General features: G+C 59.8%; 18 protein-coding genes and 14 tRNA genes. 6 read left to right on the top strand and 26 right to left on the bottom strand.

Going from position 1 to position 22,340, the window contains the following annotated elements; all coding sequences use genetic code 11:
- Positions 1 to 212 precede the first annotated feature (212 nt).
- Positions 213 to 761, top strand: a complete 549-nt coding sequence (locus tag NOX35_RS08205) for a phasin family protein (protein ID WP_003067688.1) — start codon at positions 213 to 215, stop codon at positions 759 to 761.
- Between the two features lie 271 nt (positions 762 to 1,032).
- The gene (locus NOX35_RS08200; RefSeq protein WP_182286320.1) at positions 1,033 to 1,791 is read left to right on the top strand and encodes a 3-hydroxyacyl-CoA dehydrogenase; all 759 of its coding nucleotides are present in this window, start codon (positions 1,033 to 1,035) and stop codon (positions 1,789 to 1,791) included.
- Positions 1,792 to 1,884: 93 nt separating this feature from the next.
- Here the strand turns inward: NOX35_RS08200 and NOX35_RS08195 are convergent.
- The 25 genes from NOX35_RS08195 to folC form a co-directional block, all read right to left on the bottom strand.
- Positions 1,885 to 1,961, bottom strand: a tRNA-Asp gene (locus NOX35_RS08195).
- A gap of 48 nt (positions 1,962 to 2,009) precedes the next feature.
- Positions 2,010 to 2,085, bottom strand: a tRNA-Glu gene (locus NOX35_RS08190).
- A gap of 44 nt (positions 2,086 to 2,129) precedes the next feature.
- A tRNA-Ala gene (locus NOX35_RS08185) sits at positions 2,130 to 2,205 on the bottom strand.
- 149 nt (positions 2,206 to 2,354) lie between these two features.
- Positions 2,355 to 2,690, bottom strand: a complete 336-nt coding sequence (locus NOX35_RS08180) for a P-II family nitrogen regulator (RefSeq protein ID WP_182286319.1) — start codon at positions 2,688 to 2,690, stop codon at positions 2,355 to 2,357.
- Between the two features lie 20 nt (positions 2,691 to 2,710).
- Positions 2,711 to 5,800 carry an efflux RND transporter permease subunit gene (locus NOX35_RS08175; protein ID WP_182286318.1) on the bottom strand — a complete coding sequence of 1,030 codons (3,090 nt, stop codon included), beginning with the start codon at positions 5,798 to 5,800 and terminating at the stop codon, positions 2,711 to 2,713.
- Positions 5,801 to 5,804: 4 nt separating this feature from the next.
- Positions 5,805 to 7,010 (bottom strand): efflux RND transporter periplasmic adaptor subunit, encoded by a 1,206-nt coding sequence (locus NOX35_RS08170; protein WP_182286317.1) that lies wholly within the window; start codon positions 7,008 to 7,010, stop codon positions 5,805 to 5,807.
- Positions 7,011 to 7,056: 46 nt separating this feature from the next.
- The gene (locus tag NOX35_RS08165; protein WP_256496316.1) at positions 7,057 to 8,346 is read right to left on the bottom strand and encodes a TolC family protein; all 1,290 of its coding nucleotides are present in this window, start codon (positions 8,344 to 8,346) and stop codon (positions 7,057 to 7,059) included.
- 332 nt (positions 8,347 to 8,678) lie between these two features.
- Positions 8,679 to 9,077 carry a hypothetical protein gene (locus tag NOX35_RS08160; protein WP_256496315.1) on the bottom strand — a complete coding sequence of 133 codons (399 nt, stop codon included), beginning with the start codon at positions 9,075 to 9,077 and terminating at the stop codon, positions 8,679 to 8,681.
- Positions 9,078 to 9,354: 277 nt separating this feature from the next.
- Positions 9,355 to 9,431, bottom strand: a tRNA-Asp gene (locus tag NOX35_RS08155).
- 48 nt (positions 9,432 to 9,479) lie between these two features.
- Positions 9,480 to 9,555: transfer RNA gene (locus NOX35_RS08150), tRNA-Glu, on the bottom strand.
- Between the two features lie 44 nt (positions 9,556 to 9,599).
- Positions 9,600 to 9,675: transfer RNA gene (locus NOX35_RS08145), tRNA-Ala, on the bottom strand.
- Between the two features lie 8 nt (positions 9,676 to 9,683).
- A tRNA-Asp gene (locus tag NOX35_RS08140) sits at positions 9,684 to 9,760 on the bottom strand.
- Positions 9,761 to 9,808: 48 nt separating this feature from the next.
- A tRNA-Glu gene (locus NOX35_RS08135) sits at positions 9,809 to 9,884 on the bottom strand.
- 44 nt (positions 9,885 to 9,928) lie between these two features.
- Positions 9,929 to 10,004: transfer RNA gene (locus NOX35_RS08130), tRNA-Ala, on the bottom strand.
- A 9-nt stretch (positions 10,005 to 10,013) separates the two neighbouring features.
- Positions 10,014 to 10,090 (bottom strand) — tRNA-Asp (locus NOX35_RS08125).
- 48 nt (positions 10,091 to 10,138) lie between these two features.
- A tRNA-Glu gene (locus tag NOX35_RS08120) sits at positions 10,139 to 10,214 on the bottom strand.
- A gap of 86 nt (positions 10,215 to 10,300) precedes the next feature.
- Positions 10,301 to 10,377: transfer RNA gene (locus NOX35_RS08115), tRNA-Asp, on the bottom strand.
- 48 nt (positions 10,378 to 10,425) lie between these two features.
- A tRNA-Glu gene (locus tag NOX35_RS08110) sits at positions 10,426 to 10,501 on the bottom strand.
- Between the two features lie 44 nt (positions 10,502 to 10,545).
- Positions 10,546 to 10,621: transfer RNA gene (locus NOX35_RS08105), tRNA-Ala, on the bottom strand.
- A 67-nt stretch (positions 10,622 to 10,688) separates the two neighbouring features.
- A complete protein-coding gene (gene gltX / locus NOX35_RS08100; RefSeq protein ID WP_182286314.1) occupies positions 10,689 to 12,098 on the bottom strand; it encodes a glutamate--tRNA ligase in 1,410 nt (469 codons plus the stop codon).
- A gap of 150 nt (positions 12,099 to 12,248) precedes the next feature.
- Positions 12,249 to 13,460, bottom strand: coding sequence for an O-succinylhomoserine sulfhydrylase (locus NOX35_RS08095; RefSeq protein WP_003061097.1), 1,212 nt, complete (start codon positions 13,458 to 13,460; stop codon positions 12,249 to 12,251).
- 303 nt (positions 13,461 to 13,763) lie between these two features.
- Complete coding sequence (gene purF / locus NOX35_RS08090; protein WP_003061095.1) at positions 13,764 to 15,272, bottom strand: amidophosphoribosyltransferase; 1,509 nt, start codon at positions 15,270 to 15,272, stop codon at positions 13,764 to 13,766.
- 196 nt (positions 15,273 to 15,468) lie between these two features.
- A complete protein-coding gene (locus NOX35_RS08085) occupies positions 15,469 to 15,966 on the bottom strand; it encodes a CvpA family protein (RefSeq protein ID WP_182286313.1) in 498 nt (165 codons plus the stop codon).
- Between the two features lie 28 nt (positions 15,967 to 15,994).
- Complete coding sequence (locus tag NOX35_RS08080; protein ID WP_182286312.1) at positions 15,995 to 16,957, bottom strand: SPOR domain-containing protein; 963 nt, start codon at positions 16,955 to 16,957, stop codon at positions 15,995 to 15,997.
- 58 nt (positions 16,958 to 17,015) lie between these two features.
- Positions 17,016 to 18,341, bottom strand: coding sequence for a bifunctional tetrahydrofolate synthase/dihydrofolate synthase (gene folC, locus NOX35_RS08075; protein ID WP_003078158.1), 1,326 nt, complete (start codon positions 18,339 to 18,341; stop codon positions 17,016 to 17,018).
- Between the two features lie 100 nt (positions 18,342 to 18,441).
- Here folC and NOX35_RS08070 point away from each other — a divergent pair, with 100 nt between their 5' ends.
- The 4 genes from NOX35_RS08070 (at position 18,442) to argG (ending at position 21,581) form a co-directional block, all read left to right on the top strand.
- Positions 18,442 to 18,804 carry an ArsC family reductase gene (locus NOX35_RS08070; RefSeq protein ID WP_256496314.1) on the top strand — a complete coding sequence of 121 codons (363 nt, stop codon included), beginning with the start codon at positions 18,442 to 18,444 and terminating at the stop codon, positions 18,802 to 18,804.
- A gap of 125 nt (positions 18,805 to 18,929) precedes the next feature.
- On the top strand, positions 18,930 to 19,670 hold the full coding sequence (locus tag NOX35_RS08065; protein WP_182286310.1) for a glycine zipper 2TM domain-containing protein: 741 nt from the start codon (positions 18,930 to 18,932) through the stop codon (positions 19,668 to 19,670).
- A gap of 149 nt (positions 19,671 to 19,819) precedes the next feature.
- Entirely contained in the window at positions 19,820 to 20,137 is a 318-nt protein-coding gene (locus NOX35_RS08060) for a pyrimidine/purine nucleoside phosphorylase (RefSeq protein ID WP_003057202.1), read from the top strand.
- A gap of 106 nt (positions 20,138 to 20,243) precedes the next feature.
- Positions 20,244 to 21,581 (top strand): argininosuccinate synthase, encoded by a 1,338-nt coding sequence (gene argG / locus NOX35_RS08055; protein ID WP_003057205.1) that lies wholly within the window; start codon positions 20,244 to 20,246, stop codon positions 21,579 to 21,581.
- A 107-nt stretch (positions 21,582 to 21,688) separates the two neighbouring features.
- Here argG and NOX35_RS08050 read toward each other — a convergent pair whose 3' ends face one another.
- Positions 21,689 to 22,144, bottom strand: coding sequence for a LapA family protein (locus NOX35_RS08050; RefSeq protein WP_182286308.1), 456 nt, complete (start codon positions 22,142 to 22,144; stop codon positions 21,689 to 21,691).
- Between the last annotated feature and the right edge of the window lie 196 nt (positions 22,145 to 22,340).

The raw sequence follows: 22,340 nt of genomic DNA, 5'->3' as shown, positions 1-22,340 counted from the left end.
TCTTTTAAAAATCAGATACTTATCAAAAACGAAGAGTCATCAATCTTTTTTGCTGCAGCGCAACAAATTAAGCTTGCATTGCCACAAATTCTCTTTCACAATGCACCCATGCTGCACTGCAACATACGACTGGCAGAGATAGCGGTCATGTCAGAGCAGACGTTTCCTCCGGTCCGATCCCTTCGTTAGATCCGTAATTTTGGAGAATTGCCATGAGCCTGACCCCTGACCAAATCCTGAGCGCACAAAAAGCCCACTTCGAGACACTGTTCGGCCTGACCAGCAAAGCTTTCGAAGGCGTGGAAAAGTTGGTGGAACTGAACGTCACCGCTTCGCGCGCTGCACTGGCCGAAGCTGCCCAGCACACCCAGGCCGTGCTCAGCGTCAAGGACGCTCAGGAACTGCTGACTCTGCAGGCAGGTCTGTTCCAGCCGCTGGCCGAGAAAACCGCTTCCTACAGCCGCCACCTGTACGACATCGCCAGCAACACTGCCGGCGAATTCAACAAGACGCTGGAAGCCCAGTCCACCGAAGCTCGCAAGAACTTCAATGCCCTGCTGGACAACACGACCAAGAATGCTCCTGCCGGCTCCGAATCCGCTGTTGCCATGGTCAAGAGTGCAGTCTCTGCCGCCAACAACGCCTTCGAATCCGTGCAAAAGGCGGTGAAGCAAGCCTCCGACATGGCTGAAGCCAATTTCAACGCAGCCACCAAGACAGCAACCGAAGCCGTCAAGGCCACGACCGCTGCCAAACGTTAAGAACATGGTTATTGACATGCTTGGCAAAGCCTAGGGTTTACCCTATAATCACCAGCATGTCAGGTCGGCATGCATCGATGTGGATGCCGGCCTTGCGCAAGTTGTCTCCTTGGATCCTCCTGAAACCCCCGTTTCATGGATCCCTTCAAAGCCCAATCTTCCCGATTGGGCTTTTTTTTATGCGCGCTTTCCTCAGGTCGCCAGTTCCTGCACTCTGTGCATAATTGACGTTTACGTCAACGTCAATAGACATCGAACAAGGAGACAGTTCATGCAGATTCAGGATCGCGTATTCATCGTGACCGGCGGCGCTTCAGGCCTGGGCGAAGGTACGGCGCGCATGCTGGCCGCCAACGGCGGCAAGGTCGTGATTGCCGACATGAATGCAGAGCGCGGCGAGGCCGTAGCCAGTGAGATCGGTGGCGCCTATCTGCGCTGCGATGTCAGCAATGAGGCCGATGGTCAGGCCGTGGTTGCCAAGGCCACCAGCCTGGGCAAACTCGCTGGACTGATCAACTGCGCCGGTATTGCACCGGCCGAGAAAACCGTAGGCAAGAGCGGCCCGCACAGCCTGGGCGTCTATACCAAGACCATCATGGTCAACCTGGTCGGCACCTTCAACATGATTCGCCTTGCGGCGGACGCCATGAGCAAGAACGAACCAGAGCCGACCGGCGAGCGAGGCGTGCTGATTTCTACCGCCAGCGTCGCTGCCTATGACGGTCAGATCGGCCAGGCAGCCTACTCTGCATCCAAGGGCGGCGTGGTCGGCATGACCTTGCCCATTGCTCGCGATCTGGCTCGCAGCGGCATTCGCAATATGACGATTGCTCCCGGCATCTTCGGCACTCCCATGCTTTTCACCATGCCCCAGGAAGTTCAGGATGCACTGGCCGCCAGCGTGCCCTTCCCCAGTCGCCTGGGCAAGCCCGAGGACTACGCCAAGCTGGTCAAGCAGATCCTGGAAAACGACATGCTCAACGGCGAAGTCATCCGCCTGGACGGAGCCATTCGCATGGCCCCGAAATAATGGACAAATCAAAGGCCTTGCCGCAAGGCCTTTTTTCCGAATCCCTGGCAAAAAAAAGCCGCAACCAATTGCTTGATTGCGGCTTTTTGAATCTGGCGGAGTGGACGGGACTCGAACCCGCGACCCCCGGCGTGACAGGCCGGTATTCTAACCAACTGAACTACCACTCCTGGCAGGAAGCTTTGCTACACATTGTATAGCTGCAAGCGCTTCAAACTTGGCGACCCTACGGGGATTCGAACCCCGGTACTCACCGTGAAAGGGTGATGTCCTAGGCCTCTAGACGATAGGGTCAATTCCTAGAACGATTCGAGTCTTGCGACTCGCCGTCAAAATTTTGGTGGAGGTAAACGGGATCGAACCGATGACCTCTTGCATGCCATGCAAGCGCTCTCCCAGCTGAGCTATACCCCCTTTGAAGCAATGAAACAGTGTTTCTCTGCTGCAATGCAAAAATTGTAGCACAGGGTTTTCTCCGATTTCCCCAAATCACCAAGAATTTGCCGAAAGCATAAAAAAGGGATGCAGAGCGCATCCCTTTTTCCATCAGTACTGAAGCAAGATCAGCTCACTACACCGCCGTCGCGGATGCGATGCATTTCACCGATATCCACGGTCCAGACCAGACCATCGCCAATCTGTCCGGTGCGGCAGGCGGTGACGATTGCTTCGCGAATCGCCCCCACCATGGACTCCTCCACGATTACGCAGACCATGAGCTTGTCCGAAAAATCGGTCAGCTCATCCTTGACCGTGCGCTTGTCCACGGCTGCGGGGGCCGTAAAGCCCTCGGCCTTGAAAATCGTCACACCGGGAAAATTCGGAATCGCACGCAGCTCGGTGCGCAGACGCTCCAGCCGGCTGGGACGCACGATGGCGCGGATTTCTTTCATCGTCATCGGATCACTCCTTTCTCAAATCAAGCCTCGGTCGGCTTCTCGTCAAACCAGCGGTACAGCGTGGGCAGCACCACCAAGGTCAGCAGGGTCGAGGTAATCAGACCACCAATCACGACAATGGCCAACGGACGCTGAACTTCGGAGCCCGGACCTGTCGCAAACAGGAAAGGCACCAGGCCCAGCAAAGCCACGGTTGCAGTCATCATCACCGGACGGAAACGCTGTGTACAGCCTTCACGCACGGCCTCGGCTACTTCCATCCCTTCCTGACGCAGGTGACGGATGCTGGAGACCAGCACCACGCCATTGAGCACGGCAATACCCCACAGGGCGATAAAGCCCACGGATGCCGGCACGCTCACATATTCACCTGTAACGAACAAACCGATCAGGCCGCCAATCGAAGCGAAGGGCAGTACCAGAATGATCAGGCTTGCCAGCTTGATGGAGTTGAACAGCAGGAACAGCAGGAAGAAGATGGCTACGATGGTCAGCGGCACGATCACCTGCAGCGTGCCCATGGCGCGCTCCATGTTCTCGAACTGGCCGCCGAACTTGAAGTAGTAGCCGTCGGGCAGCTTGACTTCCTTCTCCAGGCGCTGTTCGACCTCGGACACAAAGCCCGCAAGGTCACGCCCTTCGACATTGGCGCCCACAACCACACGACGCTTGCCGCCCTCACGGCTGATCTGCGCCGGGCCGTCCACCAGTTCGATCCGGGCCAGGCTGCTCAGCGGCACTTGCGCGCCGGCGGCAGTGGTCAGCAAGGTCGCCCCAATGGCTTCCGGGGAACCCCGGTAAGACTCGGGGAAACGCACCACGACCGAATAGCGACGCTCCCCTTCGTACAAGGTCGTAACGTCCTTGCCGCCAATGGCTGACTCCAGCAGGCTTTGTACATCGGCCACATTCAGGCCGTGGCGGGCAATCGCCTTGCGGTCGATGTCCACCGTCAGAGCCTGCTGACCCGAGAGCCGTTCGATACGAATATCGGTGCTGCCGGAGACGCTTTTCAGAATGCGCGCCACCTGCTCGGATACATCCTTGAGATCGTCCAGTTCATCACCAAACACCTTGACGGCCAGTTGCGAGCGCACGCCGGTCACCATCTCATCCACACGCTCGGAGATGGGTTGGGACAGCACGATCTGCACACCGGGAATCTTGGACAGACGCTGACGGATGTCTTCGTCGATCTCGTCCTGGGTACGCTCGGATTCGGGGTCAAGCAGCACGATGGGATCTGACTCGTTGGGACCTGCCGGGTCGGCTGGCGATTCGCCGCGTCCCAGTTTGGACACCACGGACTTCACGCCGGGCACCTGCGCCACTTCCTTCATGGCAGCCATTTCCATGCGAATGGATTCATCCAGGGAAATGCTGGGCACGCGGTTGATCTGCGGTGTCAGCGCACCTTCCTTCATGGTCGGCATGAAAGACTTGCCCAGGAACGGGAACAGGCCCAGCGATCCGATCAGCAAAGCCACGGCCACAGCCAGCGTCAGGCGGTTGCGTGCAGTCGCACCATCAAGCAGACGCAGATAGTGGCGCTTGAGGAAGCCAATCAGCTTGGTATCGTGATCGGCGCCACCCTTGAGGAAGTAGGAGCACAGCACAGGCGACAGGAACAGCGACACGGCCAGCGAGATCGCCAGAGCCATGGCGATGGTCAGCGCCAGCGGGCCGAACATCTTGCCTTCAATACCTTGCAGCGTCATCAGCGGCAGGAACACCAAGATGATGATGGCAATACCGAAGATGGTGGGTGTAGCAACTTCCACAGTCGCCGACAACACGGTGCGAATACGTTCACCGCGCGAATTGCCCGCCTGTCCCAGTTTGTGGAAAACGTTTTCCACCACCACCACGGTCGCATCCACCATCAGGCCGATGGCAATGGCCAGCCCCCCCAAAGACATCAGATTGGCCGAAATGCCATATTTGTTCATCAGTATGAAGGTACTCAGCGGCGTGATGATCAGCGTCGCCACGACAATCAGACTGGATCGCACATCCCCCAGGAAGATGAACAGCACCACCACCACCAGGAAGATGCCTTCAATCAGCACCTTGCCCACGGTCCACAGGGCAGAGTCCACCAGGTCGGTTCGGTCATAGTAAGGAACGATCTGCAGGCCGCCGGGCAGCATGCCCTTGGAATTGATCTCCTCCACCCGCTCCTTCACACGGGTCACCACCTCCTTGGCATTGCCGCCGCGCATCATCAGCACAATGCCGGACACGCCCTCGGTATAGCCACCCTTGATGATGGCGCCCTGTCGCACCTCGGCGTCAATCTGCACCTTGGCCACATCACGCACATAGACCGGCACTCCTCCCTGCTCCTTGAGCACGATGTTGCCGATATCGTCCAGCGTGCGGATCATGCCCACGCCGCGAATCAGATACTGCTCGGTCACCTGCGGCAGGATGCCGCCGCTGGCATTGGCATTGTTGTCTGCCACGGCTTGCACCACCTGGCGCACGCTCAGGTTGTAGTGACGCAGACGGGCAGGATCGACCAGCACCTGGTATTGCTTGACATATCCGCCCTGAGAGTTGATTTCAGCCACACCGGGAATGGAGCGCAGCAACGGGCGCGCCACCCAGTCCTGGATGGTGCGACGCTCCGTCAACTCGGCCTGGGTCAGCTCACGCTTGCCATCATCGGGGTGGTCCAGCGTGTACTGGTAGACCTCGCCCAGGCCAGTGGATACCGGCCCCAGTACCGGCACGATGCCTTCGGGCATGCGTGGCGTGACCTCGATCAGACGCTCCGTCACCAGCTGCCGGGCAAAGTACACATCGGTCGCATCGGTAAACACCAGCGTGATGATGGACAGACCGCTCTTGTTGAGCGAGCGCATCTCTGCCAGCCCGGGCAATCCCGTCATCGCGATTTCGAGAGGCACGGTCACAAAACGCTCGATCTCCTCGGGCGAACGACCAGGGGCTTCGGTGGCAACCTGAACCTGCACATTGGTCACATCGGGGAAAGCATCCACCGACAGATTCATGGCGGCACGCAGGCCAAAGCCACACATCACCAGCGCCAGCACGACCACCACCAGCCGCTGCGATAGCGCGGCACGAATCATGGAGGCAATCATGGGCTTACTCCAGTTCTGCGCGCTTGCGCTCGTTGTTCAGATGGAATGCACCTTCGACCACGATCTGCGTGCCTTCGCTCAATCCCTTGACCACAGGTCGCAGACCACCACTGGCCGCCCCCAACTCCACCGGAGTCAGGCGATAGTGGTTTTCGGCTTTCTTGACGTAGACATGATCCTTGTCGTTCTCGCGAACCACCGCCAGCGCCGGGATTGCCAGAGTCTTCTCCATCGCCCCCTGGATCTTCATGGTGGCCAGCATCTGGGGCTTGAGTGCCAGATCCTTGTTGTCCACCTGAGTGCGAATGGTCACGGTGCGGGTTTCGGGGGAAACGGTGTCGCCCACGTAGATGATCTTGCCCGAGATGGGGGTCTCCTCGACGGTCAGCCCCAGCGCCGGCACATCGATCTGCACGTTCTGGCCAGTCTGCACGCTGCGTGCAATTTGCTCAGGCAGGGCGCCTACCACCCAGACATTGGAGAGATCCGCCACAGTGAACAGAGGGTCCCCCGGCTGCGCCACCTGACCCTGGCTGACCTGGCGCTCGATCACGATACCGGCAGCAGAAGCCGTGATGGCGGCATTCGGTGCCACATTGCCCTTGGCGCGCAAACTGCTCAGCGCATCGGCGGACAAGCCCATCAGCTTGAGCTGATCGCCTGCCGCCCTCAACTCTGCGCGCGCAATCTGCACTTCGGATTCCCGACGCAGCAGTTCAGCAGAACCAATCACATCGGCAGCAATCAGTTGACGTGCCCGCTCCACGGAGCGCTCGGCCAGAGTCGCCGTGGCACTGGCACGCATATAGGCCAGCTGAGCCGTGGTCAGCTCGGGGCTGGCGACGCGCGCCAGGGTCTGACCAGCTTTGACTCGATCGCCGGTTTCGGCCAGCACCTCGGTTACACGTCCTGTCACGGCCGCACCGATGCGGGTGACCTTGCGTTCGTTGGCTTCAATGCGACCGGCAACTTCCTGCACCGAGGCAACCTCGGCCTGCGTTACCGCGGCGGTCTTGAAGTTAGTTGCCATCGCGGCAGAGACAACCACTTCCATGGGATCAAGCTCGGCCTTGGTATCTGCAGCAGCAACTGCAGCGACCGGCTCTTCCTTGTCGCAGCCGGTCAGGGTCAATGTTGTCAGCCCGGCCAACGCCAGTGCCAGAACCAGAGAGGCGGGACGCACAGTCCTGGAATGATGATGAGAAGACATAAAGCGAATTCAAAAAATACGAAAACGTGGTCTTGACTTTGAAAGCTCAAAGCGAGGAAGGCTGGGCATAGCGACCAGCCAGAAAATCCAGTTCAATCCGGGCGGATTGAAGCTGATAACGGGCTTCAAGCAAATCGGCGCGCACCGTGCGCAGCACGCGCTGGGCATCCAGCACATCCAGAATGCCGCGCTCGCCGAAGCGGTAAGCAGCCTCTGCTACGCGCAGGGCCGATTCGGCCTCGCGCACCGCGCCCTCGCTCAGAGCCTTGGTGCGTACCTGCGCCATTTCCATGACCTTCCAGGCCTGCAACATCTGCTGCTCCAGTTCGGCCTTGCGACCTTCCATGCGCAGACGAGCACGCTCGGCCTCCGAAGCAGCCTCATCAATCGGGCCGCGACGCTGGTCGAACAGCGGAATCTGCATGCTCACGCCGATGGTGTTATTGCGGATATCGGGCTCACGCGTCTGCGCGTAACGCAGCTCAAGACCCGGCCAACGGCTGGCTTTGGCACCGTTCTTCTGCGCTTCGGCCTTGTCCACCTCGGACTGCAGCTGCAGCAGCTCCGGATGGGACTGCCAGTTGATGTTCTGCAACTGCGCTTTCTCCACCGGATCCTGCAGAGACAGGGCCAGATCAAAGCGATTGGGCAACCGGCCTGCAGCCAGACGATTGAGCGTGAGCTGGGATTGCTCAGCCAGCAAACGGGCAGACTGCTCCTGCTGACGAGCGTTGATCAGTTCGGCATCGGCCTTGATGATTTCGTAGCGCGCTGCTTCACCGCTGGAAACACGTACGCGTACACGCTCATGAGCCTGCTCCAGCAGCTTGACGGCGTCATAGGCTGCCTGTGCCTGCGCCTGTCGCAGGACCACCTCATAGGCCTTGAGCTTGACCTGGGCCACGAGCGCATTGCGCGATGCAGCAATCTGGTGCACGGATGCTCGCTGCCCGGCTTGCGCCGCTTCGATACGTGCAGCGCGCACGGAAGGCATTTCTATGGGAACCGAGATCCCCATGGTCTGCACATTACCGGGCGTCGCCGATGCCAAACGCGCCTTGTTGTCGCCACGACTCCACTCCAGCTTGGGGTTGGGCAGCGCGCCAGCACTGACCACAGCCGCCTGAGCCGTAACGCTCGACTGCTGCACGGAGCGCAACTCGGGATTATTGTCCAGCACGGTCTGCACCAGCTGCGTCAAAGTCAGCTTGGGCTGCGCCTGATCTGAAATGGTGCTGCTGATTTGTGGCGTGCCATGGGCATTGGTCTGAGCATGCGCAGCCAGAGCTGCTGCGAGACACAGGCCGAACACGGCCGCGCGTTTGGGGCTCCGCAATGGTGCATGGCCAGAAGAATTCTTACTGGCCTTGGCCGGTAAAGAAGCCGGCACTATCGATCTATTGAACATAGAACACAGCTGCCTTCTTGAGGGCAGATAAAGTGAGGAAAGGGTCGAAAACCTGTCATGCACATGCGGCAGCTGCCGCATGCGATGCAGGATCAGTTACACCTGAGCAGGTGAAGCCGCCCCAGACCTGTCTCAGAGCCATGCTCTGCAGACAAGCACATTCCAGGCCATGCAGGCGCTAGAATGACGGGCGGCAGGTATCGGGGGTCTAAAAAGCCCAGCGCAAACGCTCTGACGTGATGACGTCAGCTGAGCTGGAGCTAGCCTGCCAGCGGCAGGCTGAGACTTGGCGGACGCAACATGCTTTCCGGCCAGGGATAAGTCGGGTGCACCACATGCCCCTGAGGAGGCACCCGGACATCGGCCACACCGACAGCTACCGCTTCGGGAGGGCCAAACAATTCATTGCGATCATCTTGCGCCGGATTGAGCTCGGCAGTGCGATGCGGACGGTGAATGGAGAACTCCACCGCATCTTCTTCCACATCGTCCTCGAACTCCTGCAGCACATCGACACCGTATTCGTGCGGCTCTGCATCGAGCACATAAGCCATGGCCACCACATCTTGCGAACCCGTGGGCCACATGGCGACGAGTTGCACCCCGATGATGGAGGCAAACATCAGCAGCGACAGCAGAAAGGAAGACGCCGGGCGCATGGATCGAAGGAGCTGTGGTTAAACGAACAACAATGAAGGGGCGAGACAGTCACCGGGAAGCAGACCCAATGGTGACAAGATGGTGTACCGGTTGGTAGCAAAAGTTCCCGCATGAAAAACTTTTGTCAACATCTGTAAGGGTGAACGATAGCGTATCGCCATAGCACTTGCATTGCAAGGGTATCTTGCTAGAAAGTCAGGAGCACATCAGATCAACCAGAGTGCCGCAGGCAAGAAAAAAGCCGCAACCAATTGCTTGATTGCGGCTTTTTGAATCTGGCGGAGTGGACGGGACTCGAACCCGCGACCCCCGGCGTGACAGGCCGGTATTCTAACCAACTGAACTACCACTCCTGGCAGGAAGCTTTGCTACACATTGTATAGCTGCAAGCGCTTCAAACTTGGCGACCCTACGGGGATTCGAACCCCGGTACTCACCGTGAAAGGGTGATGTCCTAGGCCTCTAGACGATAGGGTCAATTCCTAGAACGATTCGAGTCTTGCGACTCGCCGTCAAAATTTTGGTGGAGGTAAACGGGATCGAACCGATGACCTCTTGCATGCCATGCAAGCGCTCTCCCAGCTGAGCTATACCCCCAAAAACTGTGGCGGAGTGGACGGGACTCGAACCCGCGACCCCCGGCGTGACAGGCCGGTATTCTAACCAACTGAACTACCACTCCTGGCAGGAAGCTTTGCTACACATTGTATAGCTGCAAGCGCTTCAAACTTGGCGACCCTACGGGGATTCGAACCCCGGTACTCACCGTGAAAGGGTGATGTCCTAGGCCTCTAGACGATAGGGTCAATTCCTAGAACGATTCGAGTCTTGCGACTCGCCGTCAAAATTTTGGTGGAGGTAAACGGGATCGAACCGATGACCTCTTGCATGCCATGCAAGCGCTCTCCCAGCTGAGCTATACCCCCAAAAAACTGTGGCGGAGTGGACGGGACTCGAACCCGCGACCCCCGGCGTGACAGGCCGGTATTCTAACCAACTGAACTACCACTCCTGGCAGGAAGCTTTGCTACACATTGTGTAGCTGCAAGCGCTTCAAACTTGGCGACCCTACGGGGATTCGAACCCCGGTACTCACCGTGAAAGGGTGATGTCCTAGGCCTCTAGACGATAGGGTCATAACCTAGAATCTTTGCTTTCGCACCGATTAAAAAAGCGCCTTCTGAAAATAAAGGCGCTTTTTTAATCAAGCGACTAGCCAAACTGGCGGAGTGGACGGGACTCGAACCCGCGACCCCCGGCGTGACAGGCCGGTATTCTAACCAACTGAACTACCACTCCTGGCAGGAAGCTTTGCTACACATTGTATAGCTGCAAGCGCTTCAAACTTGGCGACCCTACGGGGATTCGAACCCCGGTACTCACCGTGAAAGGGTGATGTCCTAGGCCTCTAGACGATAGGGTCAATTCCTAGAACGATTCGAGTCTTGCGACTCGCCGTCAAAATTTTGGTGGAGGTAAACGGGATCGAACCGATGACCTCTTGCATGCCATGCAAGCGCTCTCCCAGCTGAGCTATACCCCCAAAACTCTCTGCAATACAACCTTTTTATCAGTCGCGTTTTGCAGAGACTCGAATTATAGACAGGTTTTTAGCGATTTTTCAAACGCGCGATAACTTTTTCACGTCCAAGCAATTCCAGCACTGCATCGACCGAGGGAGTATGGGCTGTGCCCACGGCCAGAACACGCACAGGCATGGCCAGTACGGGCATCTTCACGCCCTGCGCCTTGAGCAACTCCTTGATCGCAGCCGCAATGGCTTCCTTGGTCCATTCCACATTTTCCAGCACAGCCGCAAATGCATCCAGCACGGAGTTGGCCGCCTCGGTCACATGCTTGGCGTAGTCTTCCGCATTGCGCTCCACGCTGTCCACATAGAAGACCTTGGCCCAGTTGGCCAGATCCACCAAGGTCTCGCAACGATCCTTGAACAAGGCAGCAATACGCACCAGACGGTCATCGGCATCGATCAGACTCTCGGCCACACCTGCCTTGACAACAAAGGGCTTGACCAGTTGGGCCAGCTCAGCGTCATCCATGGCCTTCAGATGCTGGGCATTGACCCAGCGCAGCTTGGCCTCGTCAAACTGGCCGGCGCTACGGCCCAGGTGATCCAGGTTGAACCACTCCAGGAACTGGGCACGGCTGAAGATTTCGTCGTCGCCGTGGCTCCAACCCAGGCGGGCCAGATAGTTCACCATGGCATCGGGCAGATAACCTTCATCGCGGTACTGGGTCACGGCCTTGGCACCGTTGCGCTTGCTCATCTTCTCGCCTTGCTCGTTGAGCACGGTGGGCAGATGGGCAAAGGTAGGCACGGTGGCACCCAGCGCTTCAAAGATGTGGATCTGGCGCGGCGTGTTGTTCACATGGTCGTCGCCACGGATGACATGAGTGATGTTCATGTCCATGTCGTCCACGCAGACGCAGAAGTTGTACGTGGGCGTACCGTCAGGGCGGGCAATCACCAGATCGTCCAGCTCGGAGTTCTGGAACTCGATACGGCCCTTGCACTTGTCGTCCCAGCCCACCACACCGGCTTGCGGAGTCTTGAAGCGTAGCACGGGCTTCACGCCTTCGGGAATGGCGGGCAGGACCTTGCCCTCCTCGGGGCGCCATGTGCCGTCATAGCGGGGCTTTTCCTTGGCAGCCATCTGCTTTTCACGCAGTGCGTCCAACTCCTCCATGCTCATATAGCAGGGGTAGACATAGCCCTTTTCCTGCAGCGTGGCCAACACCTGCTTGTAGCGATCCATGCGCTGCATCTGGTAGAACGGACCTTCGTCGTGGTCCAGTTGCAGCCATTCCATGCCTTCCAGGATCACGTCCACGGAAGCCTGGGTGGAACGCTCCAGATCGGTGTCTTCGATGCGCAGCACGAAGTCACCGCCATTGGCGCGCGCAAAAGCCCAGGGATAGAGGGCCGAACGAATATTGCCCAGATGGATAAAGCCCGTGGGCGAAGGGGCAAAGCGGGTGCGAATTTTGTTGGTTGTCATATCAGAAATCCTTGTACGGCATTCCCTGCGCCAAGGCTGCGGCGCTTGATGCACACGCAGTCTCGGCCAGGGGTGCCGAGCAAGAGCCGCCTCGCAGCGCAGGCATGGTCCCCCTTGAGGGGGAAGGCGCGAAGCGGCTCAGGGGGTGTTTCACAGCGTATCCAGTCCACGAGCCAGATCGACCTTGAGGTCTTCCAGATGCTCAAGACCCACGGAAATACGAATCAGACCCTGACCCACGCCTGCAGCCTGACGCTGGTCTTCGGTCAGACGACCATGCGAGGTGCTGGCCGGATGGGTGATGGTAGTCTTCACATCACCGAGGTTGGCCGTAATCGAGCACAGACGCGTGCTGTCCACCACATGGAAGGCATTGGCACGCAACTGCTCGGCCCCCTCGCCCACCACGTCGAACGCAAGCACGGCGCCGCCCATGCCGTTTTGCTGGCGCATGGCCAACTCGTGCTGAGGATGGCTCTTGAGGCCCGGGTAGTACACACGCGCCACCTTGGGATGGGCTTCCAGCCAGGCCGCAAACTCCAGCGCCGCAGCGCTTTGCGCCTTGACGCGCAAAGCCAGGGTCTCCAGGCCCTTCATCACCGTCCAGGCGTTGTAGGGAGCGATGTTCAGTCCGCCGCTGCGCAAGAAAGTGCCCATGACCTTGTCCACGAGCGCAATGGTGCCGCAAACTGCACCAGCCATGACGCGACCCTGGCCGTCGAGGAACTTGGTGCCCGAATGCACGACGAGGTCGGCGCCGAACTTCACGGGCTGCTGCAGCACGGGAGTGGCAAAGCTGTTGTCCACGGCCAGCAGCGCGTTGTTGGCGTGCGCCAGCTCGGCCAGTGCAGCGATGTCGCAGAGATCGGTCAGCGGGTTGGTGGGCGTCTCGGCAAACAGCATGCGCGTGTTGGGCTTGATGGCCGCCTTCCAGGCTTCGATATCGGTCTGCGAGACAAACGTGGTTTCCACGCCGAAGCGTGCCATCTCGGTTCCCAACAGCTTGATGGTGGAGCCGAACATGGACTGCGAGCAGATCACATGATCGCCTGTCTTAAGGGCCGTCAGCGCCACCAGCAAGATGGCCGACATGCCGGTGGAAGTCGCGACCGCACATTCCGTGCCTTCCATGGCCGCCAGACGCTTTTCAAAGCTGGTGACCGTGGGGTTACCGGTGCGGCTATAGGTGAAGCCCGGCTCTTCGTTGGCAAAGCGGCGCGCTGCGGTCGCCGCATCGGGCTGCACAAAGCTGCTGGTCATGTACAGGGCTTCGCAATGCTCGCCCCACTGGCTGCGCTCGACCGCTTCGCGCACGGCCAGAGTTTCAGGATGCAAACCTTCGGGTAATGTCTTGTTGGTCACAATCGTCAAATCCAGATGGTTGGTACCGGTCATGAGTCCGCTGCAGACCGCCAATCAGGCCCGCACGCATGCTGCTCTACCAGCTTGACCGGCGGCACTCGCCGTGCCGGTCTTTGAATATGCCTTGCTCGCATGCCAAGGAATCCGAGTCAAATCAGACTCAAACGCTTTATGGACATACGTCATGCGCTCACGATTAAAGAGCACACCGACCGCGCAGCTCTGCCATTGTCCTCCCGAATGAAAAGGGTTGCCTCAGCAACCCTTCACACTCAGTCATTCGCTGCGATTGAACGCCAGCGCTCAGCTTTCCTGAGCATTCGGCAAGGACAGGCGCGAAGTGTCTTCGCTCTCCTCTTCGCTGCCACGATTGCGGCCCTCGTTGAGCGCCGTCACCTCTTCATCGGAAATATCGCCGGTGATATAGATACCGTCGAAACACGATGCCTCGAAGCCGCTCACCTGGGCATTGATCTTGCCCACGGCCTGCTTCATGGCTTCCACGTCCTGATAGATCAGCGCGTCGCAGCCGATGACCTGGCGAATTTCCTCGACCGTACGGCCGTGAGCCACCAGCTCGGAGCGCGTGGGCATGTCGATGCCGTACACGTTGGGGTGACGCACGGGTGGCGCAGCGGAGGCCAGATACACCTTGTTGGCACCTGCATCGCGCGCCATCTGCACGATTTCCTTGGAGGTGGTGCCGCGCACGATGGAGTCATCGACCAGCAGCACATTGCGGCCCTTGAACTCGCTGCTGATGGCGTTGAGCTTCTGGCGCACCGACTTCTTGCGCGCGCCCTGGCCGGGCATGATGAAGGTACGGCCCACATAGCGGTTCTTCACAAAACCTTCGCGATAGGGCTTGCCCAGCAACTGGGCCAGTTGCATGGCACTGGGGCGGCTCGATTCGGGAATGGGAATCACCGCATCGATTTCATTGGGCGGCACCATGGAGATCACGCGCTTGGCCAGCGTTTCACCCATGTTCAGGCGAGCCTGATAGACCGAGATGCCATCCATGGTGGAGTCGGGACGTGCCAGATACACATACTCGAACACACAGGGATTGAGCTGGGTCTTTTCAGCGCATTGCTGGCTCTCGACACGGCCGTCGTTGTGCACAAAGATCGCTTCGCCAGGAGCAATGTCGCGCTCGAACTGATGGGTTGTACCTTCCAGCGCCACGGACTCGCTGGCCAGCATGATGGTGCCGTCATTGCCGCGCCCCATGCACAGCGGACGAATGCCGAAGGGATCGCGGAAGGCCAGCAGGCCGTAGCCGGCGATCAGCGCGATCACGGCGTAAGAGCCCTTGATGCGCTTGTGCACTGCACGCACGGCCTTGAAGATTTCCTCGCTCTGCAGCGGCGCGCCGCTGGAGGCGCGACCGATCTCGTGCGCCAGCACGTTGAGCAGGACTTCGGAGTCGCTTTCAGTGTTGGTGTGGCGATGATCGGTGTCCGCCAGTTCGCGGCGCAGTTGCTTGGCATTGGTGAGATTGCCGTTGTGCACCATGACGATACCGAAGGGCGCATTCACGTAGAAGGGCTGAGCCTCTTCCTCGCTGGATGCATTGCCCGCAGTGGGATACCGCACCTGACCCAGACCCACATCACCGGGCAGAGCACGCATATTGCGGGTGCGGAACACATCCTTCACCATGCCCTTGGCCTTGTGCATGAAGAACTTGCGTTCCTGCTGGGTCACGATGCCGGCTGCATCCTGCCCACGGTGCTGCAGCAGCAGCAAAGCGTCATAAATCAGCTGATTCACGGGTGTGGTGCTCACCACACCAACGATTCCACACATAGTTGCGTTCCATCTGTTCGCGAAAGTCGCCCTTCGCCACACTCGCCTGCTTCGCCACCCATTGGCTAGCCTGCGCTTTGATATCCGGCATGGCGGATCACGCCAACACCAAACTCTCGTCGGCACCCACTGCGTTTTACAGCAAGCGCCTTAGCCACTTTCAACCCTTAGGTAAATTGCGGCAAAAAAATTCGCTTCAAGAGGAAGCCTTGGGCAGATACTGCCCCCAATCCTCTGGCAGAGCAGGCAGCACCCAGCCCAGCGCCTCGGTCAACCAGGGCGCCAGCACCGAGTCCTGCCACCACAAAGCCTTGTGCAACGGCGTGTACTGGATCACCAGAGCCAGCACCAGCAGCAGCAGACCACCACGCAGGACACCGAACAATGCGCCCAGGGTGCGATCCACAGGCCTCAGACCCACGGCCTCAATCAACTGCTTGGACAGCCAGGAGATCACTCCCCAGGCAAACATGGACCCCACCAGCAGCAGCACAAAGCCCGCCGCATAACGCAGCTGCATGTCCCAGCCGTCCAGCGGCAGCCATACCGCCACCTCTTGCGCCCAGGTCCGCGCGACCATGAAGGCCACCAGCCAGCCCAGCAAGGACAGGACTTCATAGACCAGACCGCGCCAGGCCCCCAGCAACAAGGAGCCCAGCACAACGACCACAAAAATCCAGTCCAGCGTGCTCATCAATCAAACCGTTGCCGGAAAACCGGGCTCAAGCCTTGAACACCGATGCCGGCAAACCCAGGGCCTTGGCCCTGGCGGCAGCCTTCTCGGCTTCTTCGCGGCTCTTGAAAGGTCCCATGCGAACCCGTGTGCGCTTGCCGTCCTTGGTATCCACGGTCTGGGTAAAGGCTCCGGCCCCCAGCTTGCCCTTGATTTCGTTGGCCTTGCCGACTTCGGCAAAGGCGCCGATCTGAACGATAAAGCGTTCGTTGGTCGCTGCGGTTTCCTTGGCCGGAGCAGCCTCCGAGGTACTGCGCCCCTCCAGCAGTGCACGGGCACGAGCGGCCTCGTCCACCTTGGGTGCCTCAGGCTTGTGCTTGGGCTCGGGTCTGGCTTCCGGCTTCTTGACCTCAGGTTTGACCTCCGGCTTGACCTCGGCCTTGGGCTTTTCGGGCTTGGGCTCCGGCTTGCGCTCGGGCTTTACTTCCGGCTTAGGCTCCGGCTTGGGCTGAGGTTTGACCTCTGGTTTGGGCTCGGGCCTGACCTGAGATGCCACCGCCGCGGCTGTGCCGACGGCTGCCGCAGTCACCGCAGCCCCGACCGCAGGTGCAGCCGGCGCAATGGCAGCAGTCGCAGGAGCTGCAGGCCTGGCCGAGGGTGCAAGCACTTCTTCACCATCATCCAGAGACGCATTGGCAGCAACACGCCCTGACGGTGCTGCCGTCTGGCTCGCCACCTGGGTACCAGGCACGACCTCAGGGGCCGAATTGGCCTGATCGGGAATTTCAATCGGGATATTGACCGGAATGGGGCGTGGCTGCGTATCGAACAGCAGCGGGAAGCCCACCACACCGATCAGCACCAGCACGGCCGCCCCGATGAGACGATGACGTGCGCGGCGGCGCATGGCTTCCACGCTTTCGCCCTGGGCCAGGCGACTGGGGCGCTTGGCTCCAGCCACGGACTCGGCTTCGTCTTTTTTGCCAGGCCAACGGAAATTGAAAAATGCCATGAGTGAGGACTTGTTGAGGCCTGTCACCCGGCAAAAGCCGGGGCGGCAGACCGCTGACTCAGTGAGCCAGGTGTTTGGCGTTCAGACGAGGCGTGCCGTTTTGCAACACTCCGCCCACGGTGAAGAACGATCCAAAGACCACGATTCTATCAGCCGCCTCCGTTGCCGCGACTGCGGCATCCAGGGCCTGCTGGGGATTGGCAAAGGTCTGCATGCTCACATCTTTGCGGATCACGCCCTGGGCCTGCAGCTGCTGCAGCTTGGCCTTGAGGTTTTCTGCAGAATCCGCACGCGGGGTTGGCAGATCGGTGAAATACCAGCGGTCGACCAGCGGCCCCACCTTGGTGAGCATGGGCTCCCAGTCCTTGTCTGCCATGGCACCGAATACGGCATGCGTGGTCGGGAAGTAACCCATGGCATCAAGATTCGCCGTGAGCGCCGCCACCGAGTGCGGGTTGTGCGCCACATCCAGCACCAGCGTAGGCTGGCCGGGAACGATCTGGAAGCGGCCGGGCAGCTCCACCATGGACAAGCCCGTGCGCACGGCCTGCGCCGTCACCGGCAGCTTGCCGCGAATGGCTTCATAGGCTGCCAGCACGCCGGAAGCGTTCATCAGCTGATTGGCGCCGCGCAGCGCCGGATAGGCCAGTCCTGCATAGCGGCGGCCACGGCCGGCCCAGCCCCATTGCTGCTTGTCGCCGTCGTAGTTGAAGTCCTTGCCGAAGCGCCAGAGGTCGGCACCGATTTCGGCCGCGTGATCGATCACGCTTTGCGGCGGCACCGGGTCGCTGACGATGACGGGACGACCGGCGCGCATGATGCCGGCTTTTTCGCGGCCTATGCTTTCGCGGTCAGGGCCCAGCAACTCCATGTGATCGAGATCGATGCTGGTGATGATGGCGCAGTCGGCATCGATGATGTTGGTGGCATCGAGCCGGCCTCCCAGACCCACTTCCAGAATCGCCACATCCAGCCTGGACAGGCTCATCAGGCGCAATATGGCCAGCGTGGTGAACTCGAAGTAAGTGAGTGCAACCTCTTTGCCGTCCTTGACCCTGGCCTGCTCCACCGCTTCAAAATGCGGGATCAGCTCCTCGGCCTTGACGATCTCGCCGCCCACACGGCAGCGCTCTTCGAAGTGAACCAGATGCGGCGAGGTATAGACACCGGGGCGAAAACCGGACTGCAGTGCCACGGCCTCCAGCATGGCACAGGTCGAACCCTTGCCATTGGTGCCGGCCACCGTGATGACGGGGCAGTCGAATTGCAGGCCCATGCGCTGTGCGACTTCACGCACGCGATCCAGACCCAGGGCGATGTTCTGGGGATGCAGGCGCTCGCAATAAGCCAGCCAAGCATCCAAGGTGGGGAATATGGTGTGCATACTGGGCGCTATTGTCGCCCACTGTCAGAGGCCCTATGGCTGCCGGCACTTGGCAAATGCGTTACATCTGACTCCAACCGTTTCACCGATACCGAACACCATGAGCAAGATCACCACCGTCTACGGCATCCCCAACTGCGACACTGTCAAGAAAGCACGCAGCTGGCTCAGTGAGCAAGGTATTACTTACGAGTTTCACGACTTCAAGAAGCAGGGCGTTCCCGCCGAGCGTCTGCCCCGGTGGATGCAGGCCGTGGGCTGGGAAAAGCTGCTCAACCGCCAGGGCACGACCTGGCGCAAGCTCGATGATGCGACCAAAGCTGCTGCCGCTGACGCAGCCAGTGCCGCTGCCGTGATGCAGGAGCACGCCAGCACGATCAAGCGCCCCGTGGTGGAATGGGCCGACGGGAAAATTACCGTCGGTTTCAAGGCTGATGAATGGGATACGATGCAAAATACATAAGCAACCGCTCACATTTACACATGGCTTTACCTAGTTTTACGGGGCCGAGAGCTTGAATTTACACAGATCCCCTAAACTTTCTGGTGATCTGATGCGTTAAAGCTTCAGAGACAGGAGAGATGTTGATGAAAACTCTGGCAGTTTTGACTTTGACCGCCGTGGCCGCCACTGGGGCCTATGCCCAGGAGCAGGGCCGCGTGCTGTCCTCAACCCCCATCACCCAGCAGGTCGCCGTGCCGCAGCAAGTCTGCAGCGACCAGCCGGTGGCGGTCGCTCCTCGTCCCACCGGTGCAGGCGCCGTGGTCGGAGCCATTGCAGGCGGCCTGATCGGCAATGCCATCGGCGGTGGCGGCGGCCGTGCAGCGGCCACGGCAGCCGGTGTGGTCGGCGGAGCCATGCTGGGCAATCAGGCCGAAGCCTCCGGCCCGGTGCAGTACCAGAACATGCGCCAGTGCAGCACGCAGACCTTCTATCAGAACCGTACCGTGGGCTACAACGTGACCTACGAGTACAACGGTCGCAGCTACACCACACAGACCGCCAACCCACCCGGCCGATGGATTGCGCTGAACGTGCAACCCGTGGCCAACGACCCGGTCTACAGCAACGACGGCTACTACAGCACCCAGACGGCTCCTCAGGGAGCGTACAGCACCAGCTATCCGCAGAATTACGACAGCGGCTACTACGCCCCTCAGCCCGTTGCGCCAACCTATTCGGTAGGCTCGACCTACTCGGCGTCTGACTATGTGGCGCCGCTGCTGATCGGCGCAGCCATTGGCGCGGGCGCCTACTACGCCACCCGTCCCCATTACTACCGTCCGGGCTGGCACGGCGGTCATGGCGGCCACGGCTGGCGCCGCTGATCCAAGCCGATCCGGCCTTGCGAGCCGCTCAGGAGCCCCGTCACGGGGCTCTTGTTTTTCCTGCCTTTGCCAAGCATTCGCGCAGGTGCAAATCCCGTGGCCTAAAATCAATGCTTTTGACCTTCGACCACGCACAGCGTACCTCTTCCATGACCACCGAAACCATCGCAGGCGTCAGCCTCACCACCAAGGCCAATGTTTACTTTGACGGCAAGTGCGTCAGCCACAGCTTCACCCTGGCCGACGGCACCAAGAAGTCGGTGGGCGTGGTGCTGCCTGCAACGCTGACCTTTGGCACCGCAGCTGCAGAAATCATGGAATGCGTGGGCGGCTCCTGCGAATACAAGCTCGACGGCAGCGACGAGTGGAAGAAGTCCTCGGCTGGCGAGAGCTTTCAGATCCCCGCGAACTCCAAGTTCGACATACGCGTGACCGAGGCTTACCACTACATCTGCCACTACGCGTAATCCGCGCCTGGCCCGGCTTTGGGCCAGACCCGAGAATTTCAAGCCTTTTCAGCCCCAATCGCTTACCCATCAAGCGCTTGCAGCTATCACTTTGAAGAGAAATCTCATGGAAACCATTCTGCAACATGTTCCCGTCGGCCAGAAGGTCGGCATCGCCTTCTCCGGCGGCCTGGACACCTCTGCCGCCCTGCGCTGGATGAAGAACAAGGGTGCCCTGCCCTACGCCTACACGGCCAACCTGGGCCAGCCCGACGAAGCCGACTACGACGAAATTCCCCGCAAGGCGATGGAATATGGCGCAGAAAAGGCTCGCCTGATCGACTGCCGCCCCCAGCTGGCCAACGAAGGAATTGCCGCCATCCAGTCCGGCGCTTTCCACATTTCCACCGGCGGCATCACCTACTTCAACACCACGCCCCTGGGCCGTGCCGTAACCGGCACCATGCTGGTGGCGGCCATGAAGGAAGACGACGTCAACATCTGGGGCGACGGTTCGACCTTCAAGGGCAACGACATCGAGCGCTTCTACCGCTACGGTCTGCTCACCAATCCCGCACTGAAGATCTACAAGCCCTGGCTGGACAGCAACTTCATCGACGAGCTGGGCGGCCGTGCCGAAATGTCGGCCTTCATGACCAAGGAAGGTTTCGGCTACAAGATGTCGGCCGAGAAGGCCTACTCCACCGACTCCAACATGCTGGGCGCCACCCACGAAGCCAAGGATCTGGAGTTCCTGAACTCCGGCATCCGCATCGTGAACCCCATCATGGGCGTGGCTTTCTGGAAGCCCGAAGTCGAAGTCAAGGCGGAAGAAGTCTCCATCACCTTCGAAGAAGGCCGCCCCGTGGCCATCAACGGCAAGGAATACACCGATGCCGTGGAAGTCTTCCTGGAGCTGAACCGCATCGGCGGCCGCCACGGCCTGGGCATGAGCGACCAGATCGAAAACCGCATCATCGAAGCCAAGAGCCGCGGCATCTACGAAGCCCCCGGCATGGCCCTGCTGCACATTGCCTACGAGCGCCTGGTGACCGGCATCCACAACGAAGACACCATCGAGCAGTACCGCATCAACGGCCTGCGCCTGGGCCGTCTGCTGTACCAGGGCCGCTGGTTCGACCCCCAGGCCATCATGCTGCGCGAATCCTCGCAGCGCTGGGTGGCCCGCGCCGTGACCGGCACCGTGACGCTGGAACTGCGCCGCGGCAACGACTACTCCATCCTGAACACCGAGTCGCCCAACCTGACCTACGCTCCCGAGCGTCTGTCCATGGAAAAGGTCGAAGATGCGCCTTTCAGCCCCATCGACCGCATCGGCCAGCTGACCATGCGCAACCTGGACCTGATCGACACCCGCGCCAAGCTGGCCATCTACTCGCAAGCCGGCCTGCTGAGCGTGAGCAGCGCCAACGCTCTGCCACAGCTGGGCAACGACAAGAAGTAATTCGGTCCGCTTGCGCGAAAAAGCCGCTGCACTGCAGCGGCTTTTTTATGCCGAATATGCCTTAATCTCTTAAGGGGAAACCGCTGAAAGCTATCAATACTGAAGCATCAGCGATTGATCTGGTGGACCTGCTGCTCCAGCTGCCCCACATAGGCGGCCGTGCTGTTGTCCGACTCCTGGGCACGCTGCACCAGATGCGCTTCCAGCACGTCGAGCCTGGCCATCACCTCTTCCTTGTCCCTGGCATGCAGTGCTTCGAGCACGCTGCGCAGCTCGGTGAAACGCGAAGCCTCGGCCTTGTCGGCCAGATCGCGCTGGGCCTGCATCTCCTTGGCGTGGCGACGCGCCTCCAGCAGCACCGAGCCCTGCATCCACAGCACATAGGCGATGAAAAACACGCTCAGCAAAATCGTCAGCCCCAGCATGAGAACGCCCAGTGGTGCCTGGATTTCGGTTAGACCCAGCGAAACCGCGGCAGGAGCCGACAGCGCCGTCCAGTTGAAGGCTGCCAGCACGGCAATCAGGGCCACGATGAGGGCAATGCAGATGGTGCGAAAGTTCATACTCTTCTCCTTGTACTCCGGGATGCCTTGTTTTAACCCAAGATCGCACCACCCCGCGTCAGCAAGCGCCAGAAATGACAAAGCCGCTACGTCCAGCGGCCTTGTCGTCATCACGCAGTCAGATCAGCGGTATTTGCGGGACAACCCGATCGGGCGGCCACCTCGCGTCGACCAATCCGATAAGGAAGCCTCAGAA

The organism is Comamonas sp. C11 (genome assembly GCF_024496285.1).
Taxonomy (GTDB): domain Bacteria; phylum Pseudomonadota; class Gammaproteobacteria; order Burkholderiales; family Burkholderiaceae_C; genus Comamonas; species Comamonas testosteroni_F.
The sequence above is the reverse complement of the archived record's forward strand: the minus strand, read 5'-3'. Positions and strand labels throughout refer to the sequence as shown.